At 59.9% G+C, this 20,638-nt stretch carries 16 protein-coding genes; 13 read left to right on the forward strand and 3 right to left on the reverse strand.

Annotated elements, in window-relative coordinates:
• The first annotated feature begins 154 nt into the window (after positions 1-154).
• The 4 genes from ACRC4F_RS06105 to rarD all read left to right on the forward strand — a co-directional run bounded on the left by ACRC4F_RS06105 (position 155) and on the right by rarD (position 5,061).
• Positions 155-919 (forward strand): TOBE domain-containing protein, encoded by a 765-nt coding sequence (locus ACRC4F_RS06105; protein WP_438658533.1) that lies wholly within the window; start codon positions 155-157, stop codon positions 917-919.
• 58 nt (positions 920-977) lie between these two features.
• Entirely contained in the window at positions 978-2,879 is a 1,902-nt protein-coding gene (locus ACRC4F_RS06110) for a PhoX family protein (protein ID WP_438658534.1), read from the forward strand.
• 180 nt (positions 2,880-3,059) lie between these two features.
• Positions 3,060-4,034: a serine/threonine protein kinase gene (locus ACRC4F_RS06115; protein WP_109635384.1), complete on the forward strand. Its 975-nt coding sequence runs from the start codon at positions 3,060-3,062 to the stop codon at positions 4,032-4,034.
• Between the two features lie 139 nt (positions 4,035-4,173).
• Complete coding sequence (gene rarD, locus ACRC4F_RS06120; protein ID WP_438658535.1) at positions 4,174-5,061, forward strand: EamA family transporter RarD; 888 nt, start codon at positions 4,174-4,176, stop codon at positions 5,059-5,061.
• A 215-nt stretch (positions 5,062-5,276) separates the two neighbouring features.
• On the opposite strand, the gene ACRC4F_RS06125 is transcribed toward rarD, so the two are convergent.
• Positions 5,277-5,795 carry a glycine cleavage system protein R gene (locus ACRC4F_RS06125; RefSeq protein WP_438658536.1) on the reverse strand — a complete coding sequence of 173 codons (519 nt, stop codon included), beginning with the start codon at positions 5,793-5,795 and terminating at the stop codon, positions 5,277-5,279.
• A 602-nt stretch (positions 5,796-6,397) separates the two neighbouring features.
• On the opposite strand from ACRC4F_RS06125, the gene ACRC4F_RS06130 reads away from it, so the two are divergent.
• Complete coding sequence (locus ACRC4F_RS06130) at positions 6,398-8,575, forward strand: malate synthase G (RefSeq protein WP_438658537.1); 2,178 nt, start codon at positions 6,398-6,400, stop codon at positions 8,573-8,575.
• A gap of 58 nt (positions 8,576-8,633) precedes the next feature.
• Here the strand turns inward: ACRC4F_RS06130 and ACRC4F_RS06135 are convergent, their stop codons facing one another.
• Positions 8,634-9,107 carry a response regulator gene (locus ACRC4F_RS06135; RefSeq protein WP_438658538.1) on the reverse strand — a complete coding sequence of 158 codons (474 nt, stop codon included), beginning with the start codon at positions 9,105-9,107 and terminating at the stop codon, positions 8,634-8,636.
• Positions 9,108-9,361: 254 nt separating this feature from the next.
• Here ACRC4F_RS06135 and ACRC4F_RS06140 point away from each other — a divergent pair, with 254 nt between their 5' ends.
• The 8 genes from ACRC4F_RS06140 to ACRC4F_RS06175 all read left to right on the forward strand — a co-directional run bounded on the left by ACRC4F_RS06140 (position 9,362) and on the right by ACRC4F_RS06175 (position 18,693).
• The gene (locus ACRC4F_RS06140; RefSeq protein ID WP_438658539.1) at positions 9,362-11,302 is read left to right on the forward strand and encodes a putative nucleotidyltransferase substrate binding domain-containing protein; all 1,941 of its coding nucleotides are present in this window, start codon (positions 9,362-9,364) and stop codon (positions 11,300-11,302) included.
• Positions 11,299-12,006: a 3'-5' exonuclease gene (locus tag ACRC4F_RS06145; protein ID WP_438658540.1), complete on the forward strand. Its 708-nt coding sequence runs from the start codon at positions 11,299-11,301 to the stop codon at positions 12,004-12,006. The genes ACRC4F_RS06140 and ACRC4F_RS06145 overlap by 4 nt, the downstream gene beginning before the upstream one ends.
• Before the next feature lie 332 nt (positions 12,007-12,338).
• Positions 12,339-12,857: an RNA polymerase sigma factor gene (locus ACRC4F_RS06150; protein WP_438658541.1), complete on the forward strand. Its 519-nt coding sequence runs from the start codon at positions 12,339-12,341 to the stop codon at positions 12,855-12,857.
• Positions 12,854-13,825 carry a FecR domain-containing protein gene (locus ACRC4F_RS06155; protein WP_438658542.1) on the forward strand — a complete coding sequence of 324 codons (972 nt, stop codon included), beginning with the start codon at positions 12,854-12,856 and terminating at the stop codon, positions 13,823-13,825. Before ACRC4F_RS06150 ends, ACRC4F_RS06155 begins: the two co-directional genes overlap by 4 nt.
• A 272-nt stretch (positions 13,826-14,097) precedes the next feature.
• On the forward strand, positions 14,098-16,524 hold the full coding sequence (locus ACRC4F_RS06160; RefSeq protein WP_438658543.1) for a TonB-dependent siderophore receptor: 2,427 nt from the start codon (positions 14,098-14,100) through the stop codon (positions 16,522-16,524).
• Between the two features lie 73 nt (positions 16,525-16,597).
• On the forward strand, positions 16,598-17,731 hold the full coding sequence (locus tag ACRC4F_RS06165) for a PepSY-associated TM helix domain-containing protein (protein ID WP_438658544.1): 1,134 nt from the start codon (positions 16,598-16,600) through the stop codon (positions 17,729-17,731).
• Positions 17,728-17,907, forward strand: a complete 180-nt coding sequence (locus ACRC4F_RS06170; protein WP_010467072.1) for a hypothetical protein — start codon at positions 17,728-17,730, stop codon at positions 17,905-17,907. Before ACRC4F_RS06165 ends, ACRC4F_RS06170 begins: the two co-directional genes overlap by 4 nt.
• 156 nt (positions 17,908-18,063) lie before the next feature.
• The gene (locus tag ACRC4F_RS06175) at positions 18,064-18,693 is read left to right on the forward strand and encodes a glutathione S-transferase (RefSeq protein ID WP_438658545.1); all 630 of its coding nucleotides are present in this window, start codon (positions 18,064-18,066) and stop codon (positions 18,691-18,693) included.
• 225 nt (positions 18,694-18,918) lie between these two features.
• On the opposite strand, the gene creD is transcribed toward ACRC4F_RS06175, so the two are convergent.
• A complete protein-coding gene (gene creD, locus ACRC4F_RS06180; RefSeq protein ID WP_438658546.1) occupies positions 18,919-20,289 on the reverse strand; it encodes a cell envelope integrity protein CreD in 1,371 nt (456 codons plus the stop codon).
• Positions 20,290-20,638: the final 349 nt, after the last annotated feature.

Consider the following 20,638-nt stretch of genomic DNA (forward strand, 5'->3'; position numbering starts at 1 on the left):
GGCGATGGCGGAGTGTCAGTCGACATTTGTGTTACCTGACACGCCGCCATCGCCGGCAAGCCGGTCTCGCTCCCACAGGGATTGCGCATGACTTGACTCCCAGGGCCCAAGCCGCCAACGTCCTCCCCATCGCCACAACCCAAAGCCTCTCACCATGTCCTTGCCCACTTTGCTGTCCCAGCACATTGTCCGTCGCCCGCAGCGCATCGCGTTGCTGCAGCACATCGCCGAACAGGGCTCGATCACCCGTGCCGCGAAAAGTGCGGGGCTGAGTTACAAGGCGGCGTGGGATGCTATCGACGAGCTGAACAACCTCGCGCAAAAACCGCTGGTGGTGCGCAGTGTCGGCGGCAAGGGCGGCGGTGGCGCCAAGCTGTCCAGCGAAGGCGAGCGCGTGTTGCGCCTGTATCAAAAGCTGCAAGTCTTGCAGGCCCAAGTGCTGGAAGCCGCCGAAGATGCCAGCGATCTGGACCTGCTCGGGCGGTTGATGCTCAGAACCAGCGCACGCAACCAATTGCACGGCAAAGTCGTGGCAATCGACAGCCAGGGGCACAACGATCGCGTCCGCCTTGAACTGGCCGAAGGCTTGACCCTCGATGCGCAGATCACTCACGACAGCACCCTGCGCCTGGAACTGGAGACCGGCACCGAAGTCGTGGCCCTGATCAAGGCCGGTTGGCTGGAGTTGCTGGGCATCGATCAACAAGCAACGCCCGGCAACAATTGCCTCGAGGGCATCATCGAAGAAATTCTCGACGCCGAAGACGGCCCCAGCGAAGTGCGCATCAGCCTTCCCAACGGCCAGACCCTCTGCGCGCTGGCCGAACCGCTGCATTTGCGAACGTTAGATCTGACCGCCGACAAACCGGTGCGGGTGCAGTTTGCGCCGTCCAACGTTTTGCTCGGCACACCGCTCTGAAACAAAAGCTTCATCGACGCTCTTTAAGGTGGCTGCAAAAACCAGCAGGGAGCCTGATGTGAGCCTATTAGAAGAAAACCAGTCCACCGACCTCGAGAAAATGGTCGGTCTCAGCCGTCGTGGCTTCATCAGCGCCGGCGCCCTCTGCGGTGCGGCGATGTTCCTCGGCGGCAACCTGCTGAGCCGCAGTGTGCTGGCCGCGAGTGTCAGCGCAGGCTCCAGCAAACTGTTGGGTTTCGACAGCATCCCCGCCGCCACCAGCGACGCCATTACCTTACCGCCGGGCTACAAGTCCTCGGTGCTGATCAGTTGGGGCCAGCCGCTGCATAAAGACGGCCCGGCTTTCGACCCGAGTGGCAACGGCACCGCCGCGCAGCAGGAAGTCCAGTTCGGCGACAACAACGACGGCATGAGCCTGTTCGAATTCCCCGGTGAAAAAGACCGGGCGCTGATGGCGATCAACAACGAATACACCAACTATCGCTACCTCTACCCGCACGGTGGCATGCCGCAATCGGCCGATGACGTACACAAAGCCCTGGCTTGCGAAGGCGTGTCGGTGATCGAAGTGCAGCGCAAGAATGGTCAGTGGCAATTCGTCCAGGGCTCGCGTTACAACCGCCGCATTCACGGCAACGCGCCGATCAGCCTCAGCGGCCCGGCCGCCGGTCACGTGCTGGTTAAAACCAGTGCCGACCCGCACGGCAAGACTGTGCTCGGCACCTTTCAGAACTGTGCCAACGGCAAGACGCCGTGGGGCACTTATCTGACCTGCGAAGAGAACTTCACCGATTGCTTCGGTAGCAATAACGCCGAGCAGAAATTCGACGCCGCGCAGAAACGCTACGGCGCCGTGGCGACCAGCAAAGAGATCAACTGGCATCAACACGATGAGCGGTTCGACCTGGCAAAAAATCCGAATGAGCTCAACCGCCACGGCTGGGTCGTGGAAATCGACCCGTTTGATCCGCAATCGACACCGGTCAAACGTACCGCGCTGGGTCGCTTCAAACATGAAAACGCTGCACTGGCCGAAACCAAAGACGGTCACGCCGTGGTGTACATGGGCGACGATGAGCGCGGCGAATTCATTTACAAGTTCGTCAGCCGCGACAAGATCAATCACAAAAACCCCAAGGCCAACCGTGACCTGCTGGACCACGGCACCTTGTACGTGGCGCGCTTCGATGCGGGCGACAACAACGCCGATCACCCGAAAGGCCAGGGCGAGTGGATCGAACTGACCCACGGTAAAAACGGCATCGACGCCAGCAGCGGTTTTGCCGATCAGGCCGAAGTGCTGATCCACGCGCGCCTTGCGGCCAGTGTGGTGAAAGCCACGCGCATGGACCGTCCGGAATGGATCGTCGTCAGCCCCAAGGATGGTCAGGTCTATTGCACGCTGACCAACAACGCCAAACGCGGCGAAGACGGCCAACCCGTGGGCGGGCCGAACCCGCGCGAGAAGAACGTGTACGGGCAGATCCTGCGCTGGCGCACCGACCGTGACGATCACGGCTCGAAAAGCTTTGCCTGGGACCTGTTTGTGGTCGCCGGCAACCCGGGCGTCCACGCCGGCACGCCGAAGGGTGGTTCATCGAACATCACGCCACAGAACATGTTCAACAGCCCGGATGGCTTGGGCTTCGACAAGGCCGGGCGGTTGTGGATTCTCACCGATGGCGATTCGAGCAACGCGGGTGATTTTGCCGGGATGGGCAACAACCAGATGTTGTGTGCCGACCCGGTGACCGGGGAAATCCGTCGGTTCATGGTCGGGCCGGTGGGTTGCGAAGTTACGGGTATCAGCTTTTCGCCGGATCAGAAGACGTTGTTTGTCGGGATTCAGCATCCGGGGGAGAACGGGGGATCGACGTTCCCTGAGCATTTGCCGAATGGCAAGCCGCGGTCTTCGGTGATGGCGATTTCCCGTGAGGACGGCGGGATCGTCGGCGCCTGACAAGGCCCAATCGCTATTAGGCTAGCTCCCACACTGGATCTGTGACACACCGCAAATCCCCTGTGGGAGCGAGCCTGCTAGATGGCAACACCACTCTTCTCAAGCCCGAACACTATAGAAGCCCCGTCTGCGCTACCATGCTTGGCCGGACGCGGCAGCCTGCTGCGCGCAGGAGTCAGCATGGCCCACCCGTTTGCAACCCTCACCCCAGACCTCGTGCTCGATGCCGTCGAAAGCATCGGCTTTCTCAGCGACGCGCGCATTCTGGCGCTCAACAGCTACGAGAACCGCGTCTACCAAGTCGGCATCGAAGACTCCGAGCCGCTGATCGCCAAGTTCTATCGACCACAACGCTGGACCAACGAAGCGATTCTCGAAGAGCACCAGTTCACCTTCGAACTCGCCGAGTGCGACGTACCGGTGGTCGCGCCGATGATTCACAACGGCGCCAGCCTGCACGAACACGCCGGTTTCCGTTTTACCCTGTTCCCCCGCCGTGGCGGCCGTGCGCCGGAGCCGGGCAACCTCGATCAGTTGTATCGCCTCGGTCAGTTGCTCGGTCGTCTGCACGCCGTCGGTGCGACCAAGCCGTTCGAACACCGCGAAGCGCTGGGCGTGAAGAATTTCGGCCATGACTCGCTGACCACCTTGCTCGAAGGCAATTTCGTGCCGAAAAGCCTGCTGCCGGCCTACGAGTCGGTGGCCCGCGACCTGCTCAAGCGGGTGGAAGAGGTCTACAAGGCCACACCGCACCAGAACATCCGCATGCACGGCGATTGCCACCCCGGCAACATGATGTGCCGCGACGAGATGTTCCACATCGTCGACCTCGACGACTGTCGCATGGGCCCGGCGGTGCAGGACATCTGGATGATGCTGGCGGGTGATCGTCAGGAGTGTCTCGGTCAGTTGTCGGAATTGATGGACGGTTACAACGAGTTCCACGACTTCGACCCGCGGGAATTGGCCTTGATCGAACCGCTGCGCGCCTTGCGCCTGATGCATTACAGCGCGTGGCTCGCCCGCCGCTGGGACGACCCGGCGTTCCCGCACAGCTTTCCGTGGTTCGGCAGTGAACGGTATTGGGGCGATCAGGTGTTGGCGTTGCGTGAGCAATTGGCCGCACTAAACGAAGAACCCCTGAAACTCTTCTGACCAACACACCCCCCCTGTGGGAGCAGGCTCGCTCCCACAAGGACTGTGTTCACAATTGCCCAACCTAATCAGGTGGGACATCCGCCGACAAATCTCCTTACAATCCCCTCTTTGTTAGCTGCCTAAGCAAGGATTCTGCATGCAAGCTGCCAACCCCCGTCGCGGGTACATTCTGGGCCTGAGTGCCTACATCATCTGGGGCCTGTTCCCGATCTACTTCAAAGCCATCGCCAACGTGCCCGCCGTGGAGATCATCATCCACCGCGTGCTTTGGTCCGCACTGTTCGGCGCCTTGCTGCTGATGGTATGGAAGCATCCGGGCTGGTGGCGTGAGTTGCGTGAGAACCCGAGACGGCTGGCGATCCTCGCGCTGAGCGGCACGCTGATTGCGGCCAACTGGCTGACCTACGTCTGGTCGGTCAACAACGGGCGCATGCTCGAAGCCAGCCTTGGTTACTACATCAACCCGCTGGTCAACGTGCTGTTGGGGATGCTGATCCTCGGCGAACGGCTGCGGCGCATGCAGTGGATCGCGGTGGGGCTGGCGGCGATCGGCGTGGCGCAGCAGGTGTGGCAGGTCGGCAGTCTGCCTTGGGTGTCGCTGGTGCTGGCGCTGACCTTTGGCTTTTACGGGCTGATTCGCAAGCAAGCGCCGGTCAAGGCGCTGCCGGGTCTGGTGGTGGAAACCTGGATGCTGGTGCCGATTGCCATTGCCTGGCTGCTGTTCAATCAGACGGCCATGAGTGCTCAGCCTGAGTTCTGGACCACGTCCGAAGCCTGGTGGCTGGTGGCGGCCGGGCCGGTGACGCTGGTGCCGTTGGTGTGTTTCAACGCCGCTGCACGGCACTTGCCCTACACGACCCTGGGATTTCTCCAGTATCTGGCGCCGACGCTGGTGCTGTTGCAAGCCGTGTTGCTGTTTGGCGAGCACTTGTCTTCCAGCACGTTGGTCGCGTTCATCTTTATCTGGGCAGGCTTGGCAGTTTACAGCGTTGATGCGTGGATAAGTCTGCGCCGGCGCAGCTGATCAGAAAACGTACAAATCTCTGCAGACCACGTATTTCGTGGTCTGCATTGATCCTTCCCAAGGTTATCCACAGCGTGATCCCCGCCGTTTGTGCGCAACTTGTTGAAACTGCTGGTTTTTTGATCAGATCCTGAAGAAGCCCGGCCGGCCTGGGCTGGCGGGCTGTCTCTACAGGTTATCCACAGGCAGGTGCACGTATAACTTGGATAACCCTGTCAGGCTTCGCTGCGCAGTACCAATTCCACCATCAGATCATCGGCCAGGGTTTCCAGCCGTGACTGCAGCACGTCAAGAGACAAGGTTAGCGGCACTGCCAGAATGGCTTCGGCGTGAAACAGCGGCTCGCTGCTCATCGGCGCCGGACGCACTTCGGTCACAAGTCGCTCCAGGTTCACCCCTTGTTCGCTCAGCAATCGAGTGATGTCACGAACGATCCCCGGGCGATCATTCCCCACCAACTCCATGGCAATCGGCTTCCAGGTGCAGGATTGTTCGATGCCGCTTTCGGCTATCAGCACGCGAATGCCGTGGGCGGACAACGCCGTCAGGGCATCGACCAGCTCATCGTAGGCTTCGGCCGGCACGCCCACCCGAAGAATCCCGGCGAACTGACCGGCCATCCGTGACATGCGGCTTTCCAGCCAATTGCCGCCGTGCTCGGCAATGCATTGGGCAATGCGCTCGACCTGCCCTGGCTTGTCCGGCGCGAAAACAGTGAGTACGAGGTGGTCCATGGCGCAGCCCTCTGGTCATTACTTTTGTTATAGAAAAGCAAGTATAGGCAAGTGACCGGAATCAGCCCCGCACTGCTTTTTTGTGGCCAGGGAGCTTGCTCCCGCTCGGGCGCGGAGCGGCCCCCTGCATTATTCAGACAAACTGCATTGGCTGTTTTTTAGACTGCTTCGCAGCCGAGCGGGAGCAAGCTCCCTCACCACAAAAGACAAGCGCCATAGCAGTGCATCAAAGATTATGTGTACAACTTCATATATTTAACTGGAACAATCTCATACTTTTTTGAGAACATCCCCATCCCCGACGTGACCGCAATGCGTCATGGGGTCGCAGAACGACGTAATTAGTCTGATTTTCACAAGCGCAATTCATCATGTAGTATGCCGCAGCGCGCACTACATAACGTTGGATCGATGTCTGCCACCGGCACAGTCGCAGCCCTGAAAGCCCTATCAGCAAGGCCTCAACGCCGTTGATCGGTTCCGTCCCAGCCGCCCGAAATGGCATGTACTGGTGGAGGGGGTTTGTGGTTTAAATAGCCAGAGGCTTCATTGTTAATTTGAAGAGCTGAAAAGCGAAATAGCTGAGCAGAGTGAGGCAAGCAATGACTGAACACGTTCAAGTCGGTGGCCTGCAGGTCGCCAAAGTCCTGTTCGACTTCGTGAACAACGAAGCCATTCCCGGTACCGGCCTCACCGCCGATAAGTTCTGGGCCGGTGCCGACAAGGTCATTCATGACCTGGCGCCGAAGAACAAAGCCCTACTCGCCAAACGCGATGATTTCCAGGCTCGTATCGATGGCTGGCACCAATCCCGTGCCGGCCAGGCGCACGATGCCGTGGCTTATAAGGCCTTCTTGCAAGACATCGGTTATCTGCTGCCAGAAGCGGCCGATTTCCAGGCAACGACGCAAAACGTCGATGACGAAATCGCCCGCATGGCCGGCCCACAACTCGTGGTGCCGGTGATGAATGCCCGCTTCGCGCTCAACGCCTCGAACGCTCGCTGGGGTTCGTTGTACGACGCGCTCTACGGCACCGACGCCATCAGCGAAGCTGACGGCGCGGAGAAAGGCAAAGGCTACAACAAGGTTCGCGGCGACAAGGTCATTGCCTTCGCCCGTGCTTTCCTCGACGAAGCCGCGCCATTGGCGGCCGGCACTCACGTCGACTCCACCGGCTACAAGATCGTTGACGGCAAGCTGGTGGTCGCCCTTAAAGGCGGCAGCAACACCGGCCTGCGCAATGACGCTCAGCTGATCGGCTTCCACGGCGATGCCGCTGCACCGACCGCGATCCTGCTGAAAAACAACGGTCTGCACTTCGAAATCCAGGTCGACGCCAGCACCCCCGTCGGCCAGACCGACGCTGCCGGCCTCAAAGACATCCTGATGGAAGCCGCACTGACCACCATCATGGACTGCGAAGACTCCGTCGCCGCCGTCGATGCCGATGACAAAGTGGTGATCTACCGCAACTGGCTCGGCTTGATGAAGGGCGACCTGTCGGAAGAAGTCTCCAAGGGCGGTCAGACTTTTACCCGCACCATGAACGCTGATCGAACTTACACCGGCGTCGACGGTAAAGAGCTGAGCCTGCACGGTCGTTCGCTGTTGTTCGTGCGCAACGTCGGTCACCTGATGACCATCGATGCGATTCTCGACAGTCAAGGCAACGAAGTGCCGGAAGGCATTCTCGACGGCCTGATCACCAGCCTCGCGGCAATCCACAGCCTCAACGGCAACAACTCGCGCAAGAACAGCCGCACTGGCTCGGTCTACATCGTGAAGCCGAAGATGCACGGCCCGGAAGAAGCCGCGTTCACCAACGAGCTGTTCGGTCGCATCGAAGAAGCCCTCGGCCTGCCGCGCAACACGTTGAAAGTCGGGATCATGGACGAGGAGCGCCGGACCACGGTCAACCTCAAGGCCTGCATCAAGGCCGCCAGCGAGCGCGTGGTGTTTATCAACACCGGTTTCCTCGACCGCACGGGCGATGAAATCCACACTTCCATGGAAGCCGGCCCGATGGTGCGCAAGGCGGACATGAAGGCCGAGAAGTGGATCGGCGCCTACGAGAACTGGAACGTCGATATCGGTTTGAGCACCGGCCTGCAAGGTCGTGCGCAGATTGGGAAAGGCATGTGGGCGATGCCCGACCTGATGGCCGCGATGCTCGAACAGAAAATCGCTCACCCGCTGGCTGGTGCCAACACTGCATGGGTTCCGTCGCCGACCGCCGCCGCGCTGCACGCGCTGCACTACCACAAGGTCGATGTGTTCGCCCGTCAGGCCGAGCTGGCCAAACGTGCCCGTGCTTCGGTAGACGACATCCTGGCCATTCCGTTGGCCGTGAACCCGAGCTGGACCACGGAACAGATCAAGAACGAACTGGACAACAACGCCCAGGGCATTCTCGGTTACGTGGTGCGCTGGATCGACCAGGGTGTGGGTTGCTCGAAGGTGCCGGATATCAATGACGTCGGCCTGATGGAAGACCGTGCGACGCTGCGTATTTCCAGTCAGCACATCGCGAACTGGCTGCGTCATGGCATCGTCACTGAAGATCAGGTCATGGAAAGCCTCAAGCGCATGGCGCCGGTGGTTGACCGTCAGAACGCCAATGACGCGCTGTACCGTCCGCTGGCCCCGAACTTCGACAGCAACATCGCCTTCCAGGCGGCGGTCGAACTGGTGGTCGAAGGCACGAAGCAGCCGAATGGCTACACCGAGCCGGTCCTGCACCGTCGTCGTCGCGAGTTCAAGGCTGCCAATGGCCTGTAACTGAGCGCTGACGCCGTACAAAAAAAAGCCCTGATCGAGAGATCAGGGCTTTTTTGTTTCAAATCGGTTCCTGCACATCCATTCCCAACTCGTGTTTGACCAGCGCCAACAGCTTGCCGGTATCGATAGGCTTGAGCAGAAAATCCACCACACTCAAATGCATCGCCTCGATGGCATCTTTCACATCAGCGTCGCCAGAGACGATGATTATCGGCAAAGCTGCCCGAGCTGACTCACGTACCTGACGGACTAAATCCAGGCCATCTACATTGCCCATACGTAAGTCGGTGATCACCAGTCCGATTGAAAGCTTTTTCAGTTCCTCTTCATTAACCAACATTTTGAGTGCCGTTTCGCCACTAGCAGCGGTCCTGCATCGAATACCATCAAGTTCCAGAATCTGCGACAACAACTCCCGCGCGTCTTTATCGTCATCGACGATCAGCACCCGCTGCATCGGCAAGTCAGGTTCGAGCATGACGGCACTCAGCGCCTCGCGCTCGGCGTCACTCAAAATATCGTGGTCGGACATGGTTTTCTCTACGTTTCCATTTCATTTCCCTAGCACATCCGTCAGACATCGCTAAGCAGGCCCACAATGTGCACTTCGTCGGAAAGTTTTCCTATAGCCAATGTAGGAGGTTTTTCCCACATTTGCGTCAGACATTTCCTAACTTCCGACGCCTGAAAGGCCCGACCTAGACTTACGTCCAATGGGCACCCTGCGCGCGGGGGCCGACCATGACTGAGTCATCCGACAACAACAATTCAAATAAGACTGCGGTCATGGTTATGAGTAAAGCGGACGCCTTCACACAGGCAGGGAAAACCGCGGTGTTGCAGAACATCCAGGGCACTATGCAATTCCTCCAGCGCTTCCCGCCCTTCAATCAAATGGAACACGCGCACCTGGCGTACCTGGTTGAACAATGCCAGATGCGTTTCTACGCCCCAGGCGAGAGCATCATCAAACCCGCCGATGGGCCGGTTGAGCATTTCTACATCGTCAAACAGGGTCGGGTCGTGGGTGAACGCCCGCATACGGCCAAGGGCGGTACCGAAACCACCTTCGAAATCACCACCGGCGAGTGTTTCCCCCTCGCCGCGCTGTTGGGTGAGCGGGCGACCCGCACCGAACACCTGGCGGCCGATGACACCTTTTGCCTACAGCTGAACAAGCTGGCGTTCATCAAATTGTTCGCACTTTCCACCACGTTTCGCGACTTTGCCCTACGCGGTGTCAGCAGCTTGCTGGATCAGGTCAACCAGCAAGTCCAGCAAAAAGCCGTGGAAACCCTCGGCACTCAATACTCGCTGAATACACGGCTGGGCGAACTGGCCATGCGTCATCCGGTGACCTGCAGCCCCGCCACGCCATTGCGTGAAGCCGTGACCCTGATGCATGAGCAGCAGGTCGGCAGCATCGTGGTCGTCGATGAGCACAAGGCACCCTTGGGCATCTTCACCCTGCGCGACTTGCGGCATGTGGTGGCCGACGGGATTAACGACTTCAACCAAGCGATCGAGTGCCACATGACTCAGGCGCCGTTTTTCCTGTCGCCAGATCACAGTGCGTTCGATGCGGCGATCGCCATGACCGAGCGACACATCGCCCACGTCTGTCTGGTGAAAGACCATCGTCTGTGCGGCGTGGTATCCGAGCGGGATCTGTTTTCCCTGCAAAGGGTCGATTTGGTGCACCTGGCGCGGACCATTCGCAGCGCGCAGAAACTGGAAAACCTGGTAGCGCTGCGCGGCGAGATCGGCCAACTGGTCGAGCGCATGCTGGCGCATGGCGCTTCTTCGACTCAGATCACCCACATCATCACCCTGCTCAACGATCACACCGTGTGCCGGGTGATCGAGCTGACCCTTGCCGAGAAAGGCGACCCCGGCATTCCATTCAGTTGGCTGTGCTTCGGTAGCGAAGGCCGCCGCGAGCAGACGCTGCACACCGATCAGGACAACGGCATTCTGTTCGAAGCCCGTGACGCGGCGCATGCCGCCGAGATTCGCGGCAAATTGCTGCCCATTGCCCAGCAGATCAACCAGAGCCTGGCGCTATGCGGCTTTACGCTGTGCAAGGGCAACATCATGGCCGGCAACCCCGAACTGTGTTTGTCCCGGGCCGAATGGGCACGGCGGTTTGCAGCGTTTATTCGCGAGGCGACGCCGGAGAACCTGCTGGGTTCGAGCATCTATTTCGACTTGCGCGTGGTCTGGGGCGATGAGCAAGGTTGCGAACAACTGCGCCAAGGGATTCTCGATCAAGTCGGCGACAACCGATTGTTCCAGCGGATGATGGCCGAGAACGCCTTGCGTAACCGTCCGCCGGTAGGTCGCTTCCGTGAGTTCGTGCTGGCGCGCAAGAATGGCGAGAAAGCCACGCTGGACCTGAAAGTTCAGGGGCTCGCACCCTTCGTCGACGGCGCCCGATTGCTGGCCCTGGCCCATGGCATCGACGCCAACAATACCCTGGAGCGCTTCCGTGCATTGGTGGCCAAGGAGGTCATCGAACGGCTGGACGGCGCCGCGTATGAAGAGGCCTATCACTTCATTCAGCAAACCCGCATGCAGCAACATCAGCTACAAACCCGGGAGAACTTGCCCTACTCCAACCGGGTCGATCCGGACAGCCTCAATCATCTGGATCGACGAATCCTGCGTGAATCCCTGCGCCAGGCGCAACGCCTGCAAAGCAGCCTGACCCTGCGGTATCAGTTATGAGCCTGTTTTCATGGCTGCGACCGGCCAATCCCGTCCTCCCCGGCGAGCTGCAACAACGCCTGGAACGCTTGCCGGCAGTGGCGGAACTGAGCGAATGCAGCCTGCGCGAGCAACGCTGGGTGGTGCTCGATCTGGAAACCACCGGGCTGAACCTGAACAAGGACAGGGTGTTGTCCATCGGTGCGGTAGTGATCGAGGACGGTGCGATTGATTTCAGCCAACAGTTCGAACGCACGCTGCAATGTGTCGATATGAAAGTGAGCCCCAGCGTGTTGATTCATGGCCTGGGACCGAGTGCGATTGCCGCCGGCAGCGATCCGGGACTGGCGCTACTCGAGCTTATGGAGTTCGTGGGCGACAGTCCGGTGCTGGCGTTCCATGCGCCGTTCGATCAACACATGCTTGGGCGCTCGCTGAAAGATCATTTGGGCTACAAATTGCAGCATGTGTTTCTGGATGTAGCGGACATCGCGCCGCTGCTTTGCCCTCAGGCGCACATTCGCGATGCCGGGCTGGATGAGTGGATTGACTGGTCCAAGCTGGAAGTCTTCGAACGCCACAATGCCAGTGCTGATGCGCTGGCGACGGCCGAGTTGGCGTTGATTCTGTTCAGCAGGGCGCGGCAGCAGCAGATTCACAGCCCGTTGAATTTGCAGCAGCGGTTGAGTCAGTGGAAGCGCAGACAGCGAGCGCCTTCGTTTTGAAGTAGTGGCAAATTCAAGAACCACCCCTCACCCCATCCCTCCCGAAACGTCGGACCGCCCCAATGGGGAGAGGGGGAAAGGGAGCCGATCTCCATGCATTTCAAAACTTGAGTTCATCTTGATATTTCAAGTCGCAAATTTTCTAAAGTAACCCACTGTCAGTCCCCTCGCCCCTTTGGGGAGAGGGTTAGGGTGAGGGGTCGATTTCAAGCCGAGCACCCAAACAAACCTCCCACGCCCCACCCGACCAGCGCCAATTGCTTACCTCCCCCGCCTCTGCCACAATCGCGAACAATTCTCGTTAGTTAACACTTCCCAATCGGTGATGCTGCGTGTCGTCAGTCCAAAGCCCCCAAAGTGAGCTCGTTGGTGCGTTGTATCGCGACCATCGCGGTTGGCTATTGGCCTGGCTGCGACGCAACGTGGCCTGCCCGCAACGAGCCGAGGACTTGAGTCAGGACACCTTCGTGCGGTTGCTGGGCCGCGATGAGCTAAAGGAGCCTCGCGAACCGCGAGCGTTTTTGGTGGCGATCGCCAAGGGCTTGCTGTTCGACTATTTCCGTCGCGCCGCACTGGAACAGGCCTACCTCACCGAATTGATGCTGATCCCCGAAGGCGAACAACCGTCGGTGGAAGAACAGCAGCTGATCCTCGAAGACCTGAAAAACATCGACCGCCTGCTCGGCAAGCTTTCAAGCAAGGCGCGGGCGGCATTTCTCTATAACCGTCTCGACGGCCTCGGCCACGCGGAAATCGCCGAGCGCCTGGGTGTATCGGTGCCTCGGGTTCGCCAATACCTGGCCCAAGGCATTCGTCAGTGCTACATCGCGCTGTACGGTGAGCCGGTATGAGCCCGGTCAGCTCCAAACCGGTGTCAGCCCACGTGCTGGATGCCGCGATTGCCTGGCAATTGTCCCTGGATTCCGGCAACCCGGTGGAGCGCGAAGAATTCGCCAAATGGCACGCCGCCCACGAGGAACACGCCCGGGCCTGGCGCCAGTTGGGCATGCTCGACCAGCGTTTCAGCGTCGCCAGCGGCCCGGCGCGCACCGCGTTACTGCAATCGCGCGAAAGTATCCGCCGACGGGTACGCAAGCTCGGCAGTGGCCTGGCCAGCATCGTCGCGGTGATCGGGTTGGCACTGTTCGCCGGTGATCGTTATCTGCCCGTCGACTACTGGCTGGCCGATCAGCGCACCGCAACCGGCGAGCAGCGCACCCTGCGCCTGAGCGACGGCACGCTGATCAATCTCAACACTCACAGCGCTGTGGATGTGCGTTTCGATGAGAAGCAGCGGCTGATCATCCTTCAGGATGGCGAGATTCTCGTCGAAACCGGTCATGGCGATGCCCGGCCGTTTATCGTCGAAACCCGTGAAGGCAGCATGCGCGCGCTGGGCACGCGATTCCTGGTCAAGCGCGAGGACGACGGCACGCGATTGAGCGTTTTGCAGTCCGCAGTGGCGGCCCATCCGCAGTCGAGTCCTGAAGAGCAGATCCTGCGTGAAGGCCAGCAAGTGCTGATGCGCAGCAATGGCCTGGGGCCAATCATCGCGCTGAACCTCGGCGCCGATGCCTGGACCCGCGGCATGCTAGTGGTGGACAACGCCCGCCTGGAAGACCTGGTGCATGAACTCGGCCGTTATCGACGCGGGCATTTGGGCGTTGCACCGGAGATCGCTGACCTGCGAATCACCGGCAGCTTCCCGCTGCACGACACCGACAAGGCCCTGAGCGCGCTGCTGCCAACCCTGCCGGTGCAGATCGAACTGCACACGCCGTGGTGGGTGACGGTGGCGAAGGCCGAAACCAAGCCCTGAATTTACATCGCCCCCCTGTGGCGAGGGAGCTTGCTCCCGCTCGGCTGCGCAGCAGTCGTAAACTCGGCAACTACAACCTGATGGTTAAAACGCGGTGACTGTTTTTGGGTCTGCTTCGCAGACCAGCGGGAGCAAGCTCCCTCGCCACGAAAGTGCATGACGGGGAGATCACAGGTTTTTGAATCTAAATTATTTTCATCCAGCCCTATCACTTTCGGATTCTCGTTCGGCACCTAGGCAATTGAGAAATATTTCCATTCAGGAGCCGCTGTATGTCCCGTTCGCTAGACACCTTGTTGCGCCCCAGCTTGCTGGCAGTCGCCATTGCCCTTTGCACGCCCTTGGCCAGCACTCAGCTGATCGCCGCTGAACAAGCGTCCAGCGTTCGCGCCTACAACCTGCCTGCCGCACCGCTGACCAGCACCCTGAACCAAATCGCCAGCCAGGCGGGCCTGGCGCTGTCGTTGAATCCATCGCTGGCCGCCGGTAAAACCTCGGCGCCGGTCAAGGGCCAGTTCGACGCGGCCGACGCCCTGCGTGAAGCCTTGCGCGGCAGCGGCCTGCAATTGGAACAAAGCAGCGCCGGCACCTACAGCCTGGTCGCCATTCCCGAGGGCACGCTGGCCCTGCCGGAAACCGCCGTCATCGGAGTCGAAAATTCTGAAAGCGCCTGGGGCCCGGTCGAAGGCTACGTCGCCACGCGCACCGCCGCCGGCACCAAGACCGATACTGCGCTGGTCGAAGCGCCGCGCTCGATTTCGGTCGCGACCCGCCAGCAAATGGAAGATCGCAATGTGCAGAACCTCGACGACGCCGTGCGCTACATGCCCGGCATCGTCGCCAGCAGCTACGGCAGTGACACCCGCGCCGACTGGCTGCGGGTACGGGGTTTCGAACCGACCCAGTTCCTCGATGGCCTGCCGCTGCCAAAAGGCACCTACGCCAATCCGAAACAGGAAACCTGGAACCTCGATCGCCTCGCCCTGCTGCGTGGCCCGGCGTCTTCGGTCTACGGCCAGACCCCGCCGGGCGGTCTGCTGGACATGGTCAGCCGCCGTCCCACCGCTGAAGACAGCCATGAGATCCAGCTGCAATACGGCAGCGACAACCAGCGCCAGATCAACTTCGCCAGCACCGGCAAGATCGATGATGAAGGCCAGTTTCTCTACAGCCTCAGCGGCGTGGTGCGCGACAGCGGCACGCAGATCGACCACGTCGACAACAAGCGCTACAACATCGCGCCGAGCCTGACCTGGAACATCGACGAAGACACCAAATTCACATTGCTCACGCAATTCACCCGCGACGATACCGGCATCACCAGCCAGTTCCTGCCGGTGCAAGGCACCAAGATCGACATGCCGTTCGGCAAGGTGTCCCATCACAAGAACCTTGGCGACCCGGACTGGGAATACTACGACCGCACCTACTACGCACTGGGTTACGCGTTCGAACATCGTTTGAACGACGTCTGGCAGTTCAAGCAGAACCTGCGGTACACCAAATCCGATCTGTCGTTCCAGGGGCTGACTGTCGGCTCGTATCCGTTCACCCAGGTGGATAACGAAGGCAACGTCGGGCGCACCAGCACCATCGTCGATGAAGACATCAGCCAGTTCGCCGTGGATAACAATTTCCAGGCCGACTTCGCCACCGGTGATGTTCGCCACACCCTTTTGCTGGGTCTCGACCACCAGCGCAGCAACACCAACTACACCTCGATTTTCGGCGACGGGCTGACCACCAACGTCAACAACCCGATCTATGGCCAGCCGATCGTTCGTCCGCCGCGCTCCACCGCGTTCTACGACTACAACCAGAAGACCTACCAGACCGGCCTGTACGTGCAGGACCAAATGGCCCTCGACCAATGGCGCCTGACCGTCGGCGGACGTGAGGATTGGGTCCACACCAGCACCGAGTTCTTCAACAAGGGCGACGCCACCAACACCGAGCGCGACAAGGCCTTCAGCGGCAACGCGGCGATCAGCTATGTGTTTGACTCGGGCTTTGTGCCGTACCTGTCGTACGCCGAATCCTTCCAGCCAACCACTGGCGCATCAGCCTCGACCACCGAATCGTTCAAGCCGACCGAAGGCAAGCAGTGGGAACTGGGCATCAAGTACCAGCCACCGGGCAGCAACACTCTGCTCAGTGCGGCGGTGTATGACCTGACCCAGAAAAACGTCTCGGTCACCACCACCGTCGGCGCGACACCAATCACCAGCCAGACCGGCGAAGTGAAGGTCAAGGGCCTGGAACTGGAAGCGGTGTCCGACGTCACCGAAAACCTGAAAATCATCGCCGCCTACACCCTGGCCAAGTCCGAAGTGCAGAAAGGCGACTTCAAGGGCAATCGCCTGCAACTGATGCCTAACCAACAAGCTTCGCTGTGGGCCGATTACACTTGGCACTCCGGCGTGCTGGACGGCTTCGGCATTGGTGCCGGCGCTCGCTACACCGGCAACACCTACGGCGATCAGGGCAACACCTGGCTGGGCAAGGCCGATGCCTATACCGTGTTCGACGCGGCGGTCCATTACGACCTCGGCCGTCTGGACAACAGCCTCAAAGGTGCATCGCTGCAGCTCAACGCGACCAACCTGCTGGACAAGGATTACATTTCCACCTGTGACAGTTTCTACTGCTACTACGGCGACCAGCGCAGCGTCGTCGCCAGTGCGACTTACAAGTGGTAATTGCCTGAGCTGAAACGCTCCAAGACCCAAGCCGTCCCTCGAGGACGGCTTTGGTATTTCTAAGGGCCATGAAATGAAAAGTAAAACAATCCGCCGCTGGTCGTTCATTCACACCTGGACCAGCCTGATCTGCACGGTGTTTCTGCTGATGCTGGCGCTGACCGGCCTGCCGTTGATTTTTCATCACGAGATCGACCATCTGCTGGGCGATGCCGCCGAGTTGAAGCAGATGCCGGCGGACACCCCGCAACTGAACTTGCAGCAGTTAGTGCAGGCGGCGGAAAAACATCGCCCCGGCGAAGTCATGCAGTATTTCGGTTTTGACGAGGAAGAACCCAACGCCGCCATCGCCATCATGGCGGCCACCGCCGGCACCGAACCCAATTCGTCGCACACTTTCATGCTCGATGCCCGCACCGGCGAAGCGCTGGAGATGCCGTCGGCCAACGGCGGTTTCATGATGGTGATGCTGCGCCTGCACGTGGACATGTTCGCCGGCCTGCCAGGCAAATTGCTGCTGGCGTTCATGGGATTGATGTTTGTCGTGGCCATTGTTTCCGGGACGGTGCTGTACCTGCCGTTCATGCGCCGCTTGAAATTCGCCACCGTGCGCCAGGACAAATCCACTCGCCTGCGCTGGCTCGATCTGCATAACCTGATCGGTGTGGTCACCCTGACCTGGGCGCTGGTGGTCGGTGTCACCGGCGTGATCAGTGCCTGCGCCGACCTGCTGATCGCCGCCTGGCGCAACGACGCTTTGAGCGCGATGATCGCGCCGTACCGCGACGCACCACCGCTGACGCACCTGGCGCCTGCGACCCGTTTGCTCGACATCGCCAAAGACGTCGCGCCGGGCATGCAACCCGATTTCATCGCCTTCCCCGGGACACGGTTTTCCAGCGAACACCATTACGCCGTGTTCATGAAAGGCAGTACCCACCTGACTTCGCACCTGCTGACCCCTGTGTTGATCGACGCCAGCACCCTGCAAGTCACCGCGGTGGCCGAACGACCGTGGTACATGGACGCCATGGGCATGTCACAACCCTTGCACTTCGGTGATTACGGCGGCATGCCGATGAAAATCCTCTGGGCGACCCTGGATGTGCTGACCATCATCGTGCTGGGCAGCGGGGTTTATCTTTGGGTGGTGCGGCGCAAGGCGGCGAAAAAACCTGTGCTCGAACAAGCAGAGGCTCAAGCATGAGGCCACGACAGTCGAACTTCTGGAAGGTCTTTGCCACGCCCACCGTGATCGCCTTGCTCAGCGCTGCGGGGTTGTTCGCTGCGCTACTGGGCGATGGCGTGTGGGACGCCTTGAGCTGGCTTGGCCTGGGCGTCCCTGCCGTCCTCGCCCTGCGCGGCCTCCTGCAACGCCGCTGATTTGAACTGAATGGAGGATTCCTGCAACGCCGCTGAACTGAACTGAACTGACTGGAGGATTCCTGTAGCAGCTGCCGAGCAGCGCGGCTGCGACCGCTTGAGCTCCCGGATCAACGCGCTATGCTGCCCAGCACTGCCCAATACCGAGACGCTGCCATGTCCGCCCCCAGCATGACCCTGTTCCACAACTCGTTATCGCCCTTCGTTCGCAAAGTCATGGTGCTGCTACACGAAACCGGTCAGACCGACCGCGTGGCGCTGCAAGACTGCGTGCTCACGCCGGTCAATCCGGACCAGACCCTCAATGAAGACAACCCGCTGGGCAAGATCCCGGCGCTGCGCCTGGACGACGGCAACGTCATCCATGACAGCCGGGTGATCCTCGATTACCTCGATCATCAACACGTCGGCAATCCGCTGATCCCCCGCGACGGCTCCGCCCGCTGGCGCCGTTTGACCCTGGCCTCCCTGGCCGACGGGATCATGGATGCTTCGGTGATGGTTCGGTATGAAGTGGCCCTGCGCGCCCCCGAGAAACACTGGGACGAATGGCTCGATGGCCAGCGCGACAAGATTCGTCGCGCGCTGGCGCTGTTGGAGAAGGATGCGATTGCCGAGCTGACCAGCCATTTTGATGTGGCGGCGATCAGCGTGGCGTGTGCGTTGGGTTACCTCGACTTGCGCCATCCGGATCTGCAATGGCGCGAGGCGAATCCGCAATTGGCGGCGTGGTATTTCGAGGTGAGTCAGCGGCCTTCGATGGTGGCGACGATGCCGAAGGTTTAGATTTTCGCTGACTGTTTCGGCCTCATCGCGAGCAGGTCGGATCGCCGCACCGTCGCTCCCACAGTTGATCTTTGGTGTGCATGAATTTTTTGTTCACTGGAGTTCCTTTGTGGGAGCGAGCCTGCTCGCGATGGCACCACACCGGATCTAAGGGAAACAACCCGGATATCAGCGTCGCCAACACCTCCCCTTCCCGCTGATCCTCACGCAACCCCAGCGACCGGCTCATTCCACCGCTCCAATATCAAACGCCAGCGGCTTGGCCGATTTCTGCCCGATCCCGTACCAATCCAGCTTGCGCGTCAGCACCATAAACACGCCAAGCAAGCCGAACAGCAACAACGAGCCCATCAACAGCGCGTAATCCTCGGCACTCAACAAGCCATAGAGCAAGCCATACAGCGCCGCCAACCCCGCGGAAAAGCTCAAGCCGTGACGCACACTGCGCAGCACATGGCAGACATAGAACCCGATCAGCAACACACAGCCGCCCGCCGACGACAGATAGGCCAGGGCAAAACCGATGTGCTCCGACAGCGACAGCAGCAACAGGTAGAAGAACGCCAGCGCCACGCCCACCAATGCATATTGCACCGGGTGTACCGCCAGGCTTTTCAGCACTTCGAAGAGAAAGAATCCGGCGAAGGTCAGGACGATGAACAGCAGCGCATATTTGATTGCCCGATCACTCTTCAGGTACTGGTCCACCGGGTCGATGAAACTGACGCCAAAGCTGCGGCCGTTGTACGCCTCACAACCTCCGCCGGACACGCAACTGCTCAGCGCTTCTTGCAAGTTGGTGGAGAAAAACGAAGTCTGCCAGTTGGCGGTAAACCCCTGATCGGTGACTTCACGCTGGGCCGGCAGGTAGTTGCCGATGAAGCTTGGGTGCGGCCAGTTGGCGCTCAGCGACACCTTGCTGGTCTTGCCCACTGGAAGGACCTGCAACTGACCAGTGCCTTGCAGGCGCAAATCGAAACCGAAGGTCAATTCCGTCGCTTGCCTGGCATCCAGCGCTGGCAACGTCACGTGAACACCTTCACCTAACCAGCCCACCTGAGTGCCCGGCACGAAGTCCAGTCGCTGGTCATTGAGTTCGAGTTTCAGGGCGTTCTCGATACCGCGAATGTCGCTGATACCGACCGCCAGAAACGGCTGGTCGAACTGGTAATCGGCGAAGTCTTCCTTGATGCCCAGTTGTGCCGGGATCGAGAAATGCCCGCTGATGCGGTTGTCGGCGTGGAACAGTCGCGCCTCATAGATGCCCCGGGAACGCAGTTCGGTCTGCACCTGGCCGTCGAGTTCGAAGCGTTCGGGAAGGAAATACAGCCGACCGCGTTCTTCACCGACTTCCTGGTAGCGCTCATTGGTTTTCTCGTTGAGCTTCCAGGTGCGCACCACTTTGCGATACGGCACCACCATCAACGGCCCGCTCAATTGCTGGCTGTAGCTGGAACTGCGGGCAATGTCTTCGAGCACACCGTCGCGCAGTTGCTGGCGGTCCTGGATGACGCCGTTGATCATCAGCAACGGAATAAGCAAAAGCAGAATCAGAAGGGCAATGGCCCCGAGTTTTATGGTCAGATTTCGATTCATGGGACTCTCCCTGTTTGGATGGGGAGAGTCTGGGATCGGTGTGTGGGGGATTTGTGGGCGGAATGTGGAGAGTGTGTGAGAAGTTCAAGAACCACCCCTCACCCTAACCCTCTCCCCAGGGGGTAGAGGGGACTGACCGAGGTGTTCCTGAGAAATTTTGCGACCGGGGAAATAGAGTCAAACTCAGGTTTCGAAAACCATGAAGATCGACTCCCTTTCCCCCTCTCCCCCGTGGGGAGAGGGCTGGGGTGGGTAAAAACCGGGTACATCCTTTACGTTTGAGACCGGGGACATGGTTTACAGGTATCAATCATGGTCAGGAGGTACTGACCATGCCCTGGAATCGAGA

It is taken from the genome of Pseudomonas sp. (assembly GCF_051660785.1).
Classification (GTDB): Bacteria; Pseudomonadota; Gammaproteobacteria; order Pseudomonadales; family Pseudomonadaceae; genus Aquipseudomonas.